At 52.4% G+C, this 17,373-nt stretch carries 11 protein-coding genes; 3 read left to right on the top strand and 8 right to left on the bottom strand.

All coding sequences use genetic code 11. The annotated features are described in order from the left end of the window. The first annotated feature begins 78 nt into the window (after window positions 1-78). Window positions 79-864, top strand: coding sequence for an oxygen-binding di-iron domain-containing protein (locus tag H8K43_RS15985; RefSeq protein ID WP_186904749.1), 786 nt, complete (start codon window positions 79-81; stop codon window positions 862-864). Window positions 865-875: 11 nt separating this feature from the next. On the opposite strand, the gene H8K43_RS15980 is transcribed toward H8K43_RS15985, so the two are convergent. Further along, window positions 876-1,358, bottom strand: a complete 483-nt coding sequence (locus H8K43_RS15980; RefSeq protein WP_186904748.1) for an Lrp/AsnC family transcriptional regulator — start codon at window positions 1,356-1,358, stop codon at window positions 876-878. 147 nt (window positions 1,359-1,505) lie between these two features. On the opposite strand from H8K43_RS15980, the gene metC reads away from it, so the two are divergent. After that, a complete protein-coding gene (gene metC, locus H8K43_RS15975) occupies window positions 1,506-2,720 on the top strand; it encodes a cystathionine beta-lyase (RefSeq protein WP_186904747.1) in 1,215 nt (404 codons plus the stop codon). A gap of 186 nt (window positions 2,721-2,906) precedes the next feature. Here metC and H8K43_RS15970 read toward each other — a convergent pair whose 3' ends face one another. The 4 genes from H8K43_RS15970 to H8K43_RS15955 form a co-directional block, all read right to left on the bottom strand. Beyond that, the gene (locus H8K43_RS15970) at window positions 2,907-5,174 is read right to left on the bottom strand and encodes a penicillin-binding protein 1A (protein ID WP_186904746.1); all 2,268 of its coding nucleotides are present in this window, start codon (window positions 5,172-5,174) and stop codon (window positions 2,907-2,909) included. A gap of 6 nt (window positions 5,175-5,180) precedes the next feature. Continuing rightward, the gene (locus tag H8K43_RS15965; RefSeq protein WP_230404030.1) at window positions 5,181-6,947 is read right to left on the bottom strand and encodes an ABC transporter ATP-binding protein; all 1,767 of its coding nucleotides are present in this window, start codon (window positions 6,945-6,947) and stop codon (window positions 5,181-5,183) included. Continuing rightward, entirely contained in the window at window positions 6,937-8,688 is a 1,752-nt protein-coding gene (locus tag H8K43_RS15960; RefSeq protein ID WP_186904745.1) for an ABC transporter ATP-binding protein, read from the bottom strand. Before H8K43_RS15960 ends, H8K43_RS15965 begins: the two co-directional genes overlap by 11 nt. Before the next feature lie 229 nt (window positions 8,689-8,917). Beyond that, window positions 8,918-11,029 (bottom strand): prolyl oligopeptidase family serine peptidase, encoded by a 2,112-nt coding sequence (locus H8K43_RS15955; protein WP_186904744.1) that lies wholly within the window; start codon window positions 11,027-11,029, stop codon window positions 8,918-8,920. 374 nt (window positions 11,030-11,403) lie between these two features. On the opposite strand from H8K43_RS15955, the gene H8K43_RS15950 reads away from it, so the two are divergent. Next, window positions 11,404-12,144 (top strand): DUF481 domain-containing protein, encoded by a 741-nt coding sequence (locus H8K43_RS15950; protein ID WP_186904743.1) that lies wholly within the window; start codon window positions 11,404-11,406, stop codon window positions 12,142-12,144. 132 nt (window positions 12,145-12,276) lie between these two features. Here the strand turns inward: H8K43_RS15950 and H8K43_RS15945 are convergent, their stop codons facing one another. The 3 genes from H8K43_RS15945 to H8K43_RS15935 all read right to left on the bottom strand — a co-directional run bounded on the left by H8K43_RS15945 (window position 12,277) and on the right by H8K43_RS15935 (window position 17,335). Beyond that, window positions 12,277-13,851, bottom strand: a complete 1,575-nt coding sequence (locus H8K43_RS15945) for a M28 family metallopeptidase (protein WP_186904742.1) — start codon at window positions 13,849-13,851, stop codon at window positions 12,277-12,279. A gap of 99 nt (window positions 13,852-13,950) precedes the next feature. Beyond that, window positions 13,951-15,792 carry a M4 family metallopeptidase gene (locus H8K43_RS15940; RefSeq protein WP_230404021.1) on the bottom strand — a complete coding sequence of 614 codons (1,842 nt, stop codon included), beginning with the start codon at window positions 15,790-15,792 and terminating at the stop codon, window positions 13,951-13,953. Window positions 15,793-16,411: 619 nt separating this feature from the next. Then, window positions 16,412-17,335, bottom strand: coding sequence for a M14 family murein peptide amidase A (locus tag H8K43_RS15935; RefSeq protein WP_230404018.1), 924 nt, complete (start codon window positions 17,333-17,335; stop codon window positions 16,412-16,414). Between the last annotated feature and the right edge of the window lie 38 nt (window positions 17,336-17,373).

The raw sequence follows: 17,373 nt of genomic DNA, 5'->3' as shown, positions 1-17,373 counted from the left end.
TGTAAGTCAACGTTGCCTGTGTAGTAATGGTTACAATCAAATGTCCGATTTTGGATGACAGCGCAGCGGGGAGAAAAATTGGCTATCGAACTTTACAACGACGGAAAACATGTCTGTATCATGTTTAATGATCTGATCAAGGACGATGCAGCAGATCATGCTGTGCAGGCCAATCAGTTTCTGATCGTGTCCGACGGTGAAGGTGCGATGATCGATCCTTCCGGTCACCTGACGTATAACTCGCTGGTACTGGCGATGCATAAATACCTGCCCAAGCAGCAGTTAAAGTATCTGTTTGCTTCGCATCAGGACCCTGACATTATCGGTGCGCTCGACAAGTGGTTATTCAGCACAGAATGTAATTTATATGTGTCTAAACTATGGTCGCGCTTTGTGCCGCATTTCTGTAATCTGAACCGGGCAGAAGGCCGTATCATCGGCATTCCCGATGAAGGCATGCCGGTGCATCTGCGTGACACCGTGATACACGCAGTGCCTGCGCACTTTTTGCATGCGGAAGGCAATTTCCAGTTTTACGACAGCAAGTCGAAAATCCTGTTTTCCGGCGATATGGGTGCCTCCATGGTGGATGCAAAAGATATAGAACGTCCCATCACCAGCAAAGAAGAGTTTTATCAGGAATTGCATAGCATGAGCGGTTTCCACAAGCGCTACATGGTCTCGAATAAGGTCTGCCGTTATTGGGCAAATATGGTGCGTGGTATGGATGTGGACATGCTGGTGCCTCAGCACGGCCGTTACTTCCAGGGCAAAGAAGCTATCCATGCCTTCCTCGACTGGATAGAAAATCTGCAGTGCGGGATAGATTTGTTCACTCAGGAACACTACCGCTTCCGCGGTTAAGCATCCGTATCTTAAGTCTGCCGTGCCGCCTTGATGTTCACATAATCGAGCGGCAGGGCAGTGGTACTCTTAATCACTTCCATCACAAAGCTGGAACTCACATCCTGCAGGTCAACTACCCGCACCAGTTTTTTGTAGACTTGGTCAAAGCCCGCCATATCCGGCACATGGACTTTTAACAGATAGTCGATATCGCCACTCATACGCAGGATTTCCACGATTTCCGGTATGTCTTTCACACCGCTGATAAATTGCTGCATCCATTGTTCATTGTGGCGCGCTGCTTTCAGCGTCACCATCACGGTCAGGCCCAGATTCAGGCGCACCGGATCACACAGCACTACATGCTGACGGATCACGCCATCCTCCTGCATTTTTTGCACCCGCCGCCAGCAGGGCGTGACAGACAAATGCACGGCCTGGGCCAGTTCTGCTATGCCGATAGATGCATCTTTTTGTAATAAATGCAGAATTTCTAGGTCTTTTTTATCCATATTTATAAAATAGTAGAAAATTTTTCTTAATTTAGCATGAAATACATGGAAAATTGGTAAAAAATTTCCTGACAGGATAGGTAGGATGTGAACCTCTGTGACAGCACGTCATGTGCTGCAGAAAATGATTTAAACCGAGGAGCCCGTATGAATCCGCACGATACCAGCCTGCACACTGCCACCCGCCTGACCCATGCCGGCCGCAAGGGAAAAAGCCATCATGGCCCGGTCAATCCACCGCTGGTGCGTGCGTCGACCATGCTGTTTCCTGACTGTGCGTCCTTGCAGGATGCGTATGGCACCCGCAGTTGCTATGGCCGTCACGCGACCGAGACCACGATGGCTCTGGAGCAAGCTCTGTGTGCAGCTGAAGGCGCTGCGGGTTGCATGCTGACTTCCTCAGGCTTATCGGCGATCACCACGACTTTGCTGGCGCTGCTGGGCCCTGGTGACCATTTGCTGATGGTCGATACTGCTTATGATCCTACCCGCCAATTCTGTGATGGCTTGCTTAAACAAATAGGCGTGAGCACCACTTACTACGATCCGCTGATTGGTGCTGGCATCGCAAGCCTGATGCGTCCGGAAACCAAGGTAGTATTTGTCGAGTCTCCTGGCTCGCTGACTTTCGAAGTGCAGGATATTCCAGCGATTGCAGCTGTCGCGCATGCAGCAGGCGCTGTGGTGGTGTCTGACTCAACCTGGGCTACGCCTATAGGCTGGTCTTCATTCGATTTGGGCATTGATGTCTCTATCCATGCCGCGACTAAATACATCGTTGGTCACTCAGATGCCTTGATGGGTGCCATTCTGACTAACGAAGCTTTGCATGCACGTGTAAGAGCTACCTACAAACAGCTGGGTATGTCAGTTGGTGGTGATGATGCAGCGCTGGCTTTGCGTGGCTTGCGTACTATGGCAGCCCGTCTGGCGGTGCACCGCGAGAGTGCTCAGATCGTGGCGCGCTGGCTGAGCGAGCAGCCGGAGGTGGCGGAAGTTCTCTATCCACCTATGCCTGGTGCGGCTGGCCATGAATTGTGGAAACGTGATTTCCGTGCTGAGTATGCTTGTGGTCTGATGGGCGCTGTATTCCGTGCTGATATCACGCAGCAGCAAGTCGCTGCCTTAATCGACCGTACACAGTTGTTTGGTATTGGTTTTAGCTGGGGTGGATATGAAAGTCTGATCCTGCCAACCAATCCGCAATCCTACCGCACTATCAATGCAGAGAAATGGGCTGCGCCTATGCTGCGTCTGCATGTAGGACTGGAAGCGGTTGAAGATCTGCTGAGTGATCTGGACTCAGGTTTTGCTGCCTTACGTACACAAGACGAAAAAAATACGCTTGCTTGTGCAGCCTGAATTCTGACATGAAGAAGCAGCCGGCATGTCATTGTCCTGTCATGCCGTTTCGCTACAATGCGATCGTCCTACTGCTTCTCCTCCAAAGGTCAGGATATTTACCCACAGCGTGCTGTGGGTTTTTTTTTGCTAAAAATTGTTGATGATTGTTGATGTTTGTTGAGGATTGTAGATTGCAGCTCTATCTTATTGCGCTGTGCCAGCCTGACTATTCGTCGTAGCCGGTGTGGCCGGAGCGGCTTCATTCATGTCCAGCGTACGCACACCACCACCATTCAGAAATTCAGCATACATCCAGTCGCCTTCGGCATTGCTGAGACCTTCCGGTACAGCACGCTGAACTTCCGCTTTCCCAGCCAGCGCAGCACGCATACTGTCTATCCAGATCGGTAAGGCCAGGGTCGCACCGAATTCTCGTCCACCCAGCGATTTAGGCGTGTCATAACCCATCCATGCCACGGCCACGACATTTCCGGCATAACCGGCAAACCAGCCGTCGACCGCATCGCTGGTGGTGCCGGTTTTTCCGGCCAGATCATGTCGCCCCAGTCTGATACTGGCGGCAGCGGCGGTACCACTGCGCGTGACCTCGCGTAGCATGGCATCCATGATAAAGGCGTTACGGCTATCGATCACGCGGTCAGCATCCTGCGCTATGGCTGGCGCCGGATAGGATTTCAATACATTGCCTTTGCTATCGGTGATTTTGGTGATCAGATTTGGCTGTATCTGATAGCCGCCATTCGCGAACACCGCATAGGCTGCTGCCAGCTGTACTGGTGTGACTGAACCTGTGCCTAAGGCCAGTGTCAGATTATCCGGATGTTTATCTTTGCTGAAACCGAAATGGCTGATCCAGTTCTGAGCATTGCTGACGCCAACCGCTTTGAGGATGCGCACAGAAACCACATTCTTTGATTTCGCCAATGCCGTGCGCATCGTGACAGGGCCATCGTATTTGCCATCATCATTGCGCGGGTCCCAGCGCAGCGCTTCTTCTGAGGTGGCGGACAACTGTACGTCATTGATCAGCGTGGACGGAGAAAAACCTTTTTCCAGTGCGGCCGAATACACAAAGGGCTTCATACTGGAGCCGGGCTGACGCCAGCCACTGGTGACATGATTAAATTTTTTGCGGTTGAAATCAAAGCCACCCACCAGCGCCCGGTAAGCGCCAGTTTCCGCATTCAGCGCCACATACGAGCCTTCGACTTCCGGCAACTGAGTGATGCTCCAGCGTTTTTTCTGATCCTGCAGCACGCGTATCAGCGCACCTGGTGTGATCTTCAGGTCAGACTTAGCCTTCGCCTGCAATCCGGCCGCAGCAAACTTCAAGCCATCGCCATCAATCACTATGGTGTCGCCATTGGCCAACTCAGCCTTGACGACTTTGGTGCTAACTTCAGTCACAACCGCTGCCAGTAATTTATCGCTGGAAGGATGTTTGCGCAAAGCTTCATCGATTGCATCATCGCGTTCATCTTCATCGGCGGGTAACTGGATAAAGGCTTCCGGACCACGGTAGCCATGGCGCTGATCATAGGCCATGACATTATTACGTACCGCGTCATAAGCCGCTTCCTGATCCGCTTTCAGCAGTGTGGTGTAGACCTTGATACCGGTGGTGTAGGCCTGCTCCTTGTATTCCTCGACGATACTCTGTCTGACCATTTCAGCGACATAGTCAGCATGGGTTTCATAAATCTGTTTGCCGGTCACAGTGATTTTTTCATGCAAAGCCTGGTCGTACTGTGCTTCGGTAATCACACCGCGGTTGAGCATGAGTTTAAGCACCACTTCCTGTCTTTGTTTGGCTTTCTGAAAATTGCTGACCGGATTATGCCGTACCGGATTTTTCGGTATCCCGACCAACATGGCAGCCTCTGCCAGGCTCAGATCATTCAGAGATTTATTAAAGTAAGTACGTGCTGCACCGGCAAAGCCGTGGGTGCGCTGACCCAGATAAATCTGGTTCATATACAGTTCCAGAATCTGGTCTTTGCTGAGTGCGGCTTCAATGCGGGTAGTGAGTAATAATTCCTTCAGTTTGCGGTTCACGGTTTTTTCCTGAGACAGGAAAAAATTTCTGGCAACCTGCATGGTAATGGTGGAGGCGCCCTGATGAAAACCACCGCGCAAATCCGCCAGCACCGCGCGACCGGCACCGATAAAGTCGATACCGCTGTGATCGTAAAAGCGCGCATCTTCAGTCGACAGCAGTGCGGTTTTCAGTTTTTCGGGAATATCTTTAATCGGCACAAATTCCCGGTGTTCTTCGCCGAATTCACCGATCAGTGCATTGTCGGCGGTATAGATACGCAGCGGTATCTTAGGGCGGTAATCCGTCACCGCATCGAGCGCCGGCAGATTCGGGGCTAGTACCAGAAACACATAGGCCAGCACTGCCCCTGCGACCACGCCCAGCAATGCCAGTACGGCAGCGATCCATTTCATCTTGGTTTATTCCTCTAAAGTTTGCAGCAGATACAGCTTCTGGTAGATACCTTGTTCTATCTGCATTAATGCGGCATGGCTGCCTTGCTCGCTGATACGGCCATGATTCAGGACCACGATATTATCGGCATCACGGATGGTGGACAAGCGATGCGCGATGGCGATGATGGTAACGCTACCTCTGAGTGCATTGAGTGCTACCTGGACGATTTGCTCAGTTTCGCTGTCTATATGCGAGGTTGCCTCGTCCAGGAACAGGATGCGTGGCTTGCCAGCCAGGGCGCGCGCAATCGCAATCAGTTGTTTCTGACCGGTCGATAAGCGTGCGCCACCTTCGCCTAACTGGGTATCGTAACCCTGTTCCAGCTGCAGGATAAAGTCATGTACATGCGCGGCTTTGGCGGCAGCAATCAGTTCTGCTTCGGGAATGTCACGGCCCATAGCGATATTCTCGCGTGCGCTGGCCGCCAGCAGAAAGGGTTCCTGCGGTACGAGCCCGACCGCAGCACGGAAGTCGGCTTCGGAAAATCCGGCGATGTCCTGACCATCCATGCGTATGCTGCCAGACTGCGCGCTATAAAAGCGCAACAGCAGACTCATCAGGCTGGATTTGCCGCTGCCAGTGTGACCGACGATGCCGAAAAACTGACCGGATGGAATGTGCAGATGGATGTCATGCAGTACCGGAGGGGCCGCATCATAGCCAAATTGCAGCCCAGCGATATCGACCTGGCCGCTATGCATCTGTGCCTGGCAACTGTGATCGGCGGTCAGTGTTTCAGTCAATAGCGTATTGACGCGTGCAGCGGACACAACGGCTTGCTGTATCTGCCCGAACTGCAAAGTAATTTGTATCAGCGGCTCCACCACACGCGCGATATAACTGACAAACGCATACAAGATACCTATCTCTATGCCGGAAAAACTGCGCTGGCTGAAACTGTAAATCACAATCACCAACAACAGGGTATTCATCAGATCGAGCGCAGGTCTTAACAGCCAGGCATTGGCCCGTAACTCATCCAGCCTGGCTTGATAATGCAATTGATTGGTGTTCCCGAAGCGCTCACCGAAACGCTGTTCTGCATTGCTGGCCTGCAGCGCTGCCATGCCCTGTATGCTTTCCGCGACCTGGGCATTGATTTCACTACGCAGTTGCCGTGCGCGTGTGACGGCGGGCGCGCTCCAGCGCTGATAAAACCAGACGATCAGCACCACTGCAGGAATTAACATCAATACGATCAGCATCAGACGCCATTCCAGCCAGGCCATGGCCAGCAGCGCACCAAGCACCACGATAGAGCTGTCCAGCATTACGAATAACACCTGTACATACAGATTCTTGACCGCCTCGGTATCGTTGGTCACACGGCTGACCAGCTGTCCCGTCATCGCTTTATCGAAGAAGGCCATAGGCAGACGCAGCACATGCTGATAGACCTGTTCACGTAAGCGCCGTACCGAGCGCATCGCGACACCTGCCAGCCGTGTCAGTTGCAGATAGCGTAACCAGGTCGCGCCCCAGCCAGTCAGCAGATAAGCCGTCAGCAATAAGGCGATCATGCCCCATTCCATCTGGCGCGGTAGCAGATAATGATCGATAAAGGCCTTGCCCAGTAAGGGGCCTAAGGCTTCCAGCCCAGCCGCAGCGAGCAGGAAGAATACGCCAGCTATTACCTGACGCCGTTCCGGCTGGGCGGCATTGACCAATAGTTGTACCGCGAGTTTTTTTTCAGAATTAGGTGCCATAGGACTGTGTCGTTCAGATTGCATTCAGGCTGGCCTCCAGTTGCTGGTAGCGCCACTGCGAGGCATACCAATGCGGCTGTGCGAGTAATTCAGCATGTGTGCCTTGTTCCAGAATTTGCCCATTTTTGAGCACGATGATGTGGTCGGCATCGGCCACTGCGCTGAGACGATGACTGACGATCACCGCTGCGCGCTGGTGATGGGTTTTTCTGAGCGTGGCCAGATGCTGCAGGATACGGGTTTCAGTATCGGTATCTACTGCCGACAGCGCATCGTCGAGTAACAGCAGGGGGCTGTCAGTCAGCAGTGCGCGCGCAATTGCCACGCGCTGGCGCTGGCCGCCGGACAAGGTGACACCACGCTCGCCGACCGGTGTGTCATAGCCTTGCGGGAAGCGCATGATATCTTCGTGTACCGATGCCAGTGTCGCTGCATGCATGATTTGCTCACGCGTGGCATCCGGTCTGGACAGCGCGATATTGTCGGCGATCGAGGCAGAAAACAGGAATGGCTCCTGCGCCACCCAGTTAATCGCTGACCGCAGCGTGTGCAAGCGGTAGTCAGCGATGTTCTGATCACCCCACACTATCTGACCTTGGCTGCTTTCTATCTGACGCTGTAATAAGCGGATCAGGGTGGACTTGCCCGCCCCGGTTGGGCCGACGATACCTATCGTCTGACCTGGTGCTATGTGCAGACTGATATGGTCCAGCGCAGCAAGTGTCTGACCCGGATAGCGGTAGCTGAGTTGCTGCACGCGTATGCTGCCTTGTGGTGTAGTGCTCAGCTGGCCACGATCTGTGACTGCGATTTCCATATTCAATACCGGCTCCAGCCTGGCCCAGGCTGCTTTACCGCGCTCCAGTAAAGCCAGCACCCAGCCAGCAGCAAACATAGGCCAGATCAGCTGGCCCAGATACATGCTGAAACTGGTCAGCGAGCCTATCGTCATTTCACCATGCCACACCAGATAGCCACCGACACCCAGCGTCAGCGCACCAGCCGAAGTCAGGGCCAGTCCCACTGCCGGTTCATACGCCGCTTCCCAGCGCTGTGCGGTCAGGCTGGCTTGTGCCGCCTGTTCTGCCAGCAGCGCAAATTGCTGCGCACTGCGCTGTTCCAGCCCGAGTGCACGTACGGTGCGCACACCGGCCAGGGTTTCCTGTACCTGATCATTCAAATGGCTGAAACGCTGCAAGGCATCACGCGATGCCTCGTGAATATGATGCGTGATACGGCGGAAGGCCAGCGCCATCAAGGGGAAGGGCAGCAGTGCTGCGAGCGCCAGTCGCCAGTCCACGCCGATCAGCATCATGCCTATCACCAGTGCGAAGGTCAGGCTGCCATCAAAGCCTGCCAGTGCCGCTTCACCGGCCGCCAGCTCAATCGCATCGGCATCATTGGTACCTAAGGCCATCAGATCGCCGGTACGCTGCTTCTGAAAAAAGTCCTGTCCTTGCAGACTCAGACGCTGATACAGTCTGGTACGTAATTCCGCACCCAGTTGATAGGAAGCAGTGAATAGCTGCATGCGCCAGCCTACCCGTAAGAAGTAAATTGCCAGCCCCATCAGTAGCAGATAGCTGAGCTCGAGCAGCAGTGCCTTGCCCTGCAACTGATGACTGACCAAGCCGTCTATCACGACACCGACACGGCGCGGTATCAAGACCGACAGCAGCGCTACCGATCCCAGCATGGCTGCCGCCAGCCAGTATTGGCGCCAGTGACGGCGTATAAATTGAAATAAGAGTTGATTCAGTGTCATGCGATGAATTGAAAAGCGATTATCAGGCGGCCATCCTGTGACTGTTATGTCGCCAACAGAAGATGAGAAGCGAGCTGGAAGTAGCGTAGCGCGCTGCATCAACAGATGCTCAGACTGCTGCGATGGTTTTGCTTAAGTCTAAATAAAAAATCCGTTACCCCTGACAGGATAACGGATTGTGCTGATCAACGGGTTAAACGGGTTAATCAGCTAACAAGCGGAACAGTGGTCAGTGGATGCGGTACTCTGCATTCTCCCATTTCAGCATATTCCATAAGAAGCTATAGGTGATCGCACTCATGTCTGCACGCTGCGCATTATTGGCCGCACCGCCATGACCACCTTCGATATTCTCATAGTACCAGACGTTTTTATGACCCTGTGCCCGCATCTTGGCCGCCATTTTCCGTGCATGACCAGGATGGACGCGGTCGTCCCGGGTGGAGGTAATGAACAATACATTCGGATACTTCACTTCTGCCTTCACATTTTGATAAGGTGAGTAACGCTGAATAAATGCCCATTCCTCGGCCACATCCGGATTGCCGTATTCACCCATCCAGGAAGCCCCTGCCAGCAAGTGGCTGAAACGCTTCATGTCGAGCAAAGGTACCTGGCTCACGACCGCATTGAACAAGTCAGGACGCTGGGTCAGCGCCACACCGGCCAGCAGGCCGCCATTGCTGCCACCCATCGCACCCAGATGTTGCGGGCTGGTGATCTTACTGCTGATCAGATGTTCGGCGACCGCTGCAAAATCATCATAGGCACGCTGGCGATTGCCTTTGAGTGCAGCCTGGTGCCAGCTCGGGCCATATTCACCGCCACCACGGATATTGGCGACCACATACACGCCGCCTTTTTCCAGCCAGTTCTTACCTAAAGCACCGGAATAAGAAGGCGTCAGCGATACCTGGAAACCGCCGTAGCCATACAGCAGAGTAGGGTTGTTGCTATCCAGTTTCAGGTCTTTGCGTTTCACCATAAAGTAAGGCACTTTGGTACCGTCTTTGGAGGTGGCAAACTGCTGGACTGTTTCATACGGACTCGCATCAAAGAAGGCTGGCGCAGACTTCAGTTTTTCACGCTCATCGCTGCCAGCTTTCGCCATCAGGTAGACGCTCGGGGTCAGATAATCGGAATAGCTGAGCAGGTATTCATCGCTGTGATCCGGGTCCCAGGCCATCACGCCTACGCTGCCCAGGGTAGGCAGGCTGACTTCGCGTTGTGTCCAGCTGCCGTCTTTGAAGCTCCATTCCACCAGCTTGCTTTTCACATCGTTCAGGGATTGCAGCAGCAAAGTATTGCGCGTCGCTGCCATGCCTGTGAATGAGGTGCTGCTGCTTGGTGTGAACAGCGCAGTGAATTGACGCTCACCTTTCATGAAGGCGTCGAAATCCATCGCCAGCACACTGCCAGCGGCAAAAGTCTGAGCACCCGTGGTCCAGTTTTCTCTTGGGGTGACGATGATTTGCGTACTGAAGAAGGACACATCGGACTGGGCCGGCACATCCAGACGCGTCAGTTTGTCGCCATTGCGCAGGAATTGTTCGGAGGTGTAGAAAGTGATTTGTCGGTGTACCAGTTCATGCCGCACACCACCGTGCTCGCTGCTTTGTGCCGCCACGCTCATATCGGTTTTCTGTGCTTCCAACAAGGTGTGTGCCTTGCTCAGCGGCGTGCCACGCTTCCATTCTTTGACGATGCGTGCGTAACCGGAGTCAGTCAGCGAGCCTTTGCCGAAATCGGTCGCGACATACAGCGTATCCTTGTCGCGCCAATCTACATTCATCTTGGCTTCTGGCAGGCTAAAGCCGCCTTTGACGAAGCTTTTAGATTTCAGATCAAACTCACGCAGTGTGACTGCATCGGCACCGCCACGCGATAACTCGATCAGGCAGCGATCGTATTCCGGTTCGCGGCAATTAGCGCGTTTGTAGACCCAGTTTTCATTTTCCTGTTTAGCCAGTGCATCCACATCCAGCACCACTTCCCAGGCGGGTTGCGGCTTACGGTATTCGTCCAGTGTGGTTTTACGCCACAAGCCGCGCGGATGTTCGGCATCGGTCCAGAAGTTATAGACCGCATCGCCCATTTTATAGATGCCAGGAATCCGGTCTTTGGAATTCAGGATCACACCCAGATCGTCGCGCAATTTGATAAAGCCCGCATCCTTGTCGAGTTTGCTGCGGGTTTCTGCATTGCGGGCCTTGACCCAGTTCAGCGCCTTATCGCCGCTGACATCTTCCAGCCATTGATGTGGATCTTGCGTTTGCGCATAGCTGACGCTGGCTGCCGCCAGCAATGTCAGCGCCGCCAGAAATTGACGTTGTGGTTTCATGTGTCCTCAGTCTCGTTGTAGTGTTGTGATCATCGTATAGAACATGGGCGAAGGCGGATTGCTGAATCCGGAAAACCGGATATCACGTATCGCTTGATTGCATCGCCTGAGCTGCCAGCCTGCCACGAAAGTTTCAAGCAGACAAGCCGCTTTTTCGACCGCAGCGCGGGATGAATAGTTCAAATTTCCGACAGTTATTGAATTTTTTGCTTAACATTGCTTTACATTAGCAGTCATGCATTTTGACGGTATTTATCATTTTGACTTGTTTCCTCTCTTTATAATCCGGCCTGGCTATTTTCCCGGGGTCGCACTTTGAGTCGGCCGTGTAATTTTATTGATGAGGTCATACGATGCAATTTTCTGGTAAGTACATGCTTAAGTCCGTATTCATGATCAGCGTTTTAGCTGCTGGTGCAGTGCAGGCGCAAACCGTTACCGATGGACAGTGGCATGGTGCGCTCTCTGCTGGCGGTTCTTTTGCTAATAATAATTCGACGACGCAAAATTTGAATTTCAATGCAGATGGCAGCAAGGCGACGTTGCAAGATAAAGTATCTCTGTACAGTCTGGCTAACTATGGCAGCAGTACTGTGAACGATGTCAAAACCCGCACTGCGCAATTATTGCGTGCCGGTGGACGCTATGATTACAATCTCTCGCCGGATGCGTTTGCATTTGGTGGCGCGGAACTGGAAACCAATAAGCCGCAAAATATCAATTCCCGCTATGCATTGAATGCGGGTGCCGGTTATCACGTGATCCGCAGCAAAGAAACCGCATTGGATGTATTCGCCGGTATTGGCTATTCCGGTAAACGTTTTACCGCTGTTGTGGCTCCGGCACCATCCAGTGTGAACGGTGCCGAATTATTATTGGGTGAAGAATACAGCCATCAATTGAGCGCCACCTCGGCGTTTAAACAAAAACTGGTGATTTATCCGGGGCAGTCTGATATGGGCCTGCGCAGCACACTGGACATGTCACTGGCTACCGTGGTTGCCAATGCCTGGACGCTGAATGTGGGGGCGAACATCAACTACAACAGCAAACCCGGAGCAGGATTTAAAACCACATCCAGTCTGCTGACCGTGGGCTTCGGATACAAGTACTGACAGCGTCCAGTTTGCCTGTATTCACGACGGCGTTTACTGTGAAAAAAAAGCAGACCGGGGCTGAATCCGGTCTGCTTTTTTTCTTTATTCAGGCAGCGCATGACACTGCATTGAACGTACAGCCAGATACGCTTATTGCGGTGTATAAGTGACTTTCAGGCTATAGCTGGAAGCGGTATAACCCTTGAGTAAAACATAGACATCACCGTTAGCGCTCTGGTTCAGGCTGCAGCTTTCCGTCGCAGTTGAACCATCGGATTTGCAGTCATAGGTCGTAGTGGTTGGCACGCTGGATTTACGTGCATACAAATCCACATCGCCAGTACCTGTGGTCGCTACTGTCACGCTGCCTGAGGCGGTTTTGAAGGGACCAAAGCTCTTAGTCTGATTTTGCGTCAGGCTGCCGCTGTAGCTGTCCGTGACGGGTGGTTTGCCCGGTGTGGCTGGTCCATCGCTACCCAGTTCCACGGCAAACGACAAACCCAGACGTGCAAATTTCAGTGAGTGATTCGCCTGTCCGCCACTGTTGGCGAAGGTATCGTTTTCAGTGTGAATGTAAGGGTTATCCTGATTGAATGCGGTTTCGAAAGGCATGGATGCCGCATAGCCTTGCGCATTCCATGAGGCGTGATCCGAGCAGCCATAGCCGCACTTATCGTAGCCTATGGTCAGGCTGGGCTGATAGGTGGTGATCAGATTGGCGACAAACTGATTTTGTGCTGCATTGGTATAGTCGGTGTACAGATAGATGTCTTGCGGTGAGCCCTTGTAATTCGTCATATCCAGCTGCATCACACCAACCACATTGGTATTGGCTGCTTTGTAGCTCTTGGCGATATCCTGCGAACCGCGCAAACCGACTTCTTCAGCCGAATAGCCCATGAGTTTAATCGTGCGGCGTGGCTTGTAATTATTGGCCACCATCACACGCAGGATTTCGGTCAGGCTGGCGATGCCGGATGCATCATCATCCGCGCCCGGAGCCTTGGTGGTTTCTGTGGTCCCCTTGGTATTGATGGAGTCCAGATGTGCGCCCAGAACCACGACTTCAGCACTGTTGTCGCTGCCTTTAATGGTCAGAATGACCGATTTCTGCGCCCAGCCTGCGTGGGTGAATTGTTCGACCGTGATATCGCTACGGCCGCTGGCTATACTAGTCCATTTCTGCTTGAGCCAGTTGGAGGCATTCACACCATTATTGGTGGTGTAGTAGCGGTTGGCAAAGGCGGAAAAATCGACGATAGTCTGACCGATATTGGTAGCCTGCATTTGCGTCAGCATTGGTGTCACGACGGACTGATTATCGATGGTATACGAGGGTGCGGCGAGTGCCGCCAGTCCAGCTTTACTTTGAGCTGAGAGTTTGCTGAGGCTGGTTTTTGCGCTGTTCAGATCGCGGTGGAACATGAAGCCGCCGCAGCGTTTCAGTTCATGATGTATGGCATCGGACAAACGCAGCATCTGATCCTGACTGACTTGTACCAGATGGACTTGCTCTTCCTGCGCAGCTTGCTTATTCAGGCTATTGGCGGGCGCGGCCAGCACCATGCTGGATTGTTGAATCACGGTGGCTGGCGCCAGTTTTTGTAATTGCTGTAAAGCCTTGTCGCCGATAGAAATCCAGACTTTATCTTCGGCGGCGTAAGCCTGATTACTGAGCAGGGCAAACAGACTGGATATCAACAGGGAAGAAATTCGTTTTTGCATGATCAACTCCATAGAAAAGTGAGCGTAGCTGAAACACGGGCGAAAAAAATCCCGCTCCGGTGGGAGCGGGAAAATTGTAAGTGTGACTTGAGTCAGGAATTACTGGTAAGTCGCGACCAGAGAAGCACCGCTGACTGTGGCGTAGCCATTCACCAGGATGTAGTAAGTCGTTGCAGTAGGTGTTGCGACTGAAACGGTTTCTGCATTGGTGGAGCCATCCGATTTGTAGGTGTAAGACGTGGTAGTCGGTGCAGAACCGGCTTTTACGTAGATATCACCATCACCTGTGCCGCCAGACAGCTTGATGCTCAGGTTTTTCGCGCCACTAGGAACGACGATGCTGAACAGTTTGCTGGCGCCACTTGCCAGGCTGATGCCGGATACCGGTACACCTTTAGTCAAAGCGGTTGCTGGAACTGGTGTTGTAGAGCAGCTTACACCTACGCCTTTGAATGCGTTGGTGACATCAGCGACTACATAGCCACGGTTAGCCGCTGCTTTTTCTACGCCACAGGCACCATCATTGAAGGTGCTGCCGGAAGTCCAGTACAGGCGGTTCGCATCGGCCATGACCTGGAATGCTTTTTTGGTATCCCAGCCTGCCGTTGTTGCCAGCAGATAGAAAGCCTTGTTGTACACGCCGCTGGAATAATGCACGTCTAAGCTGCTGGTATATTTGGAGGCATTATCAATCGAACGGCCATCCAGTGGTGGGTTGTACATATAACGCAGCGCACCTGAAGCTTTGAAAATGTCGGTACCGACTTTGAAGTCGTTTGTGCCCTTGACATAGAATTTCGCTGCTTCACCCGCCATGTCAGAGAAAGCCTCATTCATGCCGCCGGACATGCCGGAATACACCAGACCGGAATTTTGTTCAGTGAAGCCGTGCGATACTTCATGGCTGGTGACGTCCAGCGAGACTAATGGATAGAAAGTGGTTGCGCCATCACCGTAGCTCATTGCAGAGCCATCCCAGAATGCATTTTCGTAGTTGCTGCCGTAATGCACTTTCATGACCAGTTTCTGACTGATCGGACGTACACCGACATATGCCTGGTACATGTTGAATACCTGATTACCGAAGTAATGCGCATCATTCATCGGCGAGTAAGCACCGTTGATGGCTTTCACGGTATTGCGTGGGCATGTGAAAGAATGCAGGGTACCTGAGCCGGAAGTCGCACCGTTCATGTTGTACGTGTCGACATTGGTGCTGCTCAGCTTACAGGTGGAACCGCTCACAACGACGTCGAGGAAGCCATAACCTGCAGTTGTGCCGTATTCATACTGACCGGTTTTTGCATTACCGCCAGGACCTGTGCCGGACAGCGCGTGGGTAATACCTTCCCATTGTTCCAGCACTTTACCAGTGTTGGCATCGATGATGAAATGTGGACGGCTAGGCTTGGCTGGATCGCGTGTATCTACGAAGGACACGGCATACACCAGACGGCCAGTGTTATTGCCATCGAGTTTGACGAACAGTTTGGACTGTTCGTTTTCTGTTTGCTGGGTACGTGCCTGGGTTTTAGCCAGATTCAGTGCCTGAGCAGCGGAATAGGTTGTTTTTGTGCTAGGCAGATCTTTGTCCAGACCACGCACGAAGCCACCGGCCAGAGATGGCTGGCTGGAGCCGCTGTGCTCAACCACTGCTTCACCCCAGACCGGGATGCCTTTATACAGTTGCTGATGACGGGTCACGACTTTGCCATTCGCATAAGTGTGGCTGCGCACTGCCTGCAGTTCATCGCTGGCCAGACCCAGCACTTCGTGGGCGCGTGCAGCGCCAGTTTTTGCCAGGGAAGCAGCAACCGCCTGCTCAGCACCTGCTTGATTCAGATTGATTCTTTCTGCTGCCTGCGCATCCCATGCGCATGCCAGCATCAGGGCAATCGCGGTTGGACGGAAGACCTGTTTCATTTTCAAAGCTCGTGACATTTTTTCTCCAATGATTGTTTATTTTTGCTGTCAGCTGACCAGCGTACCGGTACAGCCAGAGTTGAACTTCTTCAATCAGACCGAAACAGAGCAGACCTCAGGCAGGTGTCCGGCTCTCAGCAATACGCTGCTTACACAGTGTTGACTTCGGTGCTATGCCTGTTTAGCTGAGTATTAGTAAATCAGACAATGGAAAAAACGAGAACAGGGTTTGTTGTTTATTGTTTCTAGAGGAAAAGTGTAAAAATATATTTTCAAAAGAAAATTTCTTTGCAATCGACTTTGAGCAAACTTGCTTCATTGTTTGATTGTGGAAACTACGTAAAGGTGAATTCTATATTGATAAAAATCAAAGCTGTTTTAACTGGAATGCCTATAAAAGTGGCAGTGCACCAAAAAAAACGGCTTGACTATCGGAGATTTTTCTGAAATTAAGAGTATTTTCAGGGCGGGTTAATAAACAAATCTGAGGCTTTGAGAGGGGGAAGCAAAGAAAGTTCCAAAGTACACGGGATTTTTGAAAATTTCTTGCCATGTAAAAAGAGTTGCAAAAAGTAAGTCTGACAGTATTTCGTGCAATTTTGATCTGACTTTGCCCAAAAAAAGGGCAGAACTGGCTTCAGGATTTGCCAGCAGTTTTGAGTGGCGCAGCGATATGCTGGCGTATCCATTTTTGCATATCGGTCCAGATACGCTGAACTTCTGCATCTGATGGCATGGTCAGAGCATGTGGCAGCTCTATGGTCACTACAGGAATATCTTTGTGTATGCCGCTGTAATTTCCGAGTGAGCCAGGGTAAATGCCGACGCGGTTATACACCAGCCTGCCAAAGCGGGTAGGCGGATCAGTCGGGCCATCAAAATCGAGTACGCCGAAAGGTGCGTGCACCGAAATAATCACATCGGGTTTGTAGCGTTCTATGGTGTCATAGACCCAGCGGCTTTCCGGTTCAGAGACCGGTTTTTTACCCGGGAAACGGCGTGGATCTTTACGCGTCACACGGGCCCAGTAAGCAGGCGCTTCTTTTTCCCAGTCCGGGGTCGGGAAGTTGCGGTTCAGATCAATGCCACGCGCATTGACGCGTTTAGGCTTAGCCGCCAGCAAACCATCCGGATTGACGACAGGTGCGACGCGCCAGTTAAATTCCGCTGCACCGGGACGCTGTAACAGCTCCATCCATTTGAAGACGATAGATGATGCGGTTTGTTCATCGCCATGTATCCCGCCCAATAACAGCACACGTATCGCGCCAGGGTGTCGCGCATCGGCTGGCATATCACGGAACAATACCGGAAAACCATTGAGCGAATTCACACCGGTTGGTTTGAGCTGCGCATTGCGGCAGTCAGCGACGGATACTTTGGGAAGTCTGGCAGTTAAAGCCGGGCACCAGTCAGTGACCGGTTTGGCTGTTTTGGTTGGGGTGGCATTTGCTGCTGGCGTCGCCGCATAGGTATGCGTAGTGGTCAGAGCCGCCTGCATGGCTGTAGCAGCCAGCAGGCATGAGCAAAAAGCGGAGCGCGTCAGCGATACTGTGTTCAAACGATACTGCACAAGCATTGTGACGCGGGCTCCTTCAT

The organism is Cognatundibacterium curvum, assembly GCF_014284235.1.
Taxonomy (GTDB): domain Bacteria; phylum Pseudomonadota; class Gammaproteobacteria; order Burkholderiales; family Burkholderiaceae_D; genus Undibacterium; species Undibacterium curvum.
This window is presented reverse-complemented; position numbering and strand designations above follow the sequence as displayed.

What these genes read in the sequence shown, in the direction of transcription:
- H8K43_RS15955 (WP_186904744.1), bottom strand. Translation starts at nt 11,029, where the DNA reads ATGAAACCACAACGTCAATTTCTGGCGGCGCTGACATTGCTGGCGGCA.
- H8K43_RS15970 (WP_186904746.1), bottom strand. Translation starts at nt 5,174, where the DNA reads ATGAAATGGATCGCTGCCGTACTGGCATTGCTGGGCGTGGTCGCAGGG.
- H8K43_RS15965 (WP_230404030.1), bottom strand. Translation starts at nt 6,947, where the DNA reads ATGCAATCTGAACGACACAGTCCTATGGCACCTAATTCTGAAAAAAAA.
- H8K43_RS15980 (WP_186904748.1), bottom strand. Translation starts at nt 1,358, where the DNA reads ATGGATAAAAAAGACCTAGAAATTCTGCATTTATTACAAAAAGATGCA.
- H8K43_RS15960 (WP_186904745.1), bottom strand. Translation starts at nt 8,688, where the DNA reads ATGACACTGAATCAACTCTTATTTCAATTTATACGCCGTCACTGGCGC.
- H8K43_RS15945 (WP_186904742.1), bottom strand. Translation starts at nt 13,851, where the DNA reads ATGCAAAAACGAATTTCTTCCCTGTTGATATCCAGTCTGTTTGCCCTG.
- H8K43_RS15950 (WP_186904743.1), top strand. Translation starts at nt 11,404, where the DNA reads ATGCTTAAGTCCGTATTCATGATCAGCGTTTTAGCTGCTGGTGCAGTG.
- H8K43_RS15940 (WP_230404021.1), bottom strand. Translation starts at nt 15,792, where the DNA reads ATGTCACGAGCTTTGAAAATGAAACAGGTCTTCCGTCCAACCGCGATT.
- metC (WP_186904747.1), top strand. Translation starts at nt 1,506, where the DNA reads ATGAATCCGCACGATACCAGCCTGCACACTGCCACCCGCCTGACCCAT.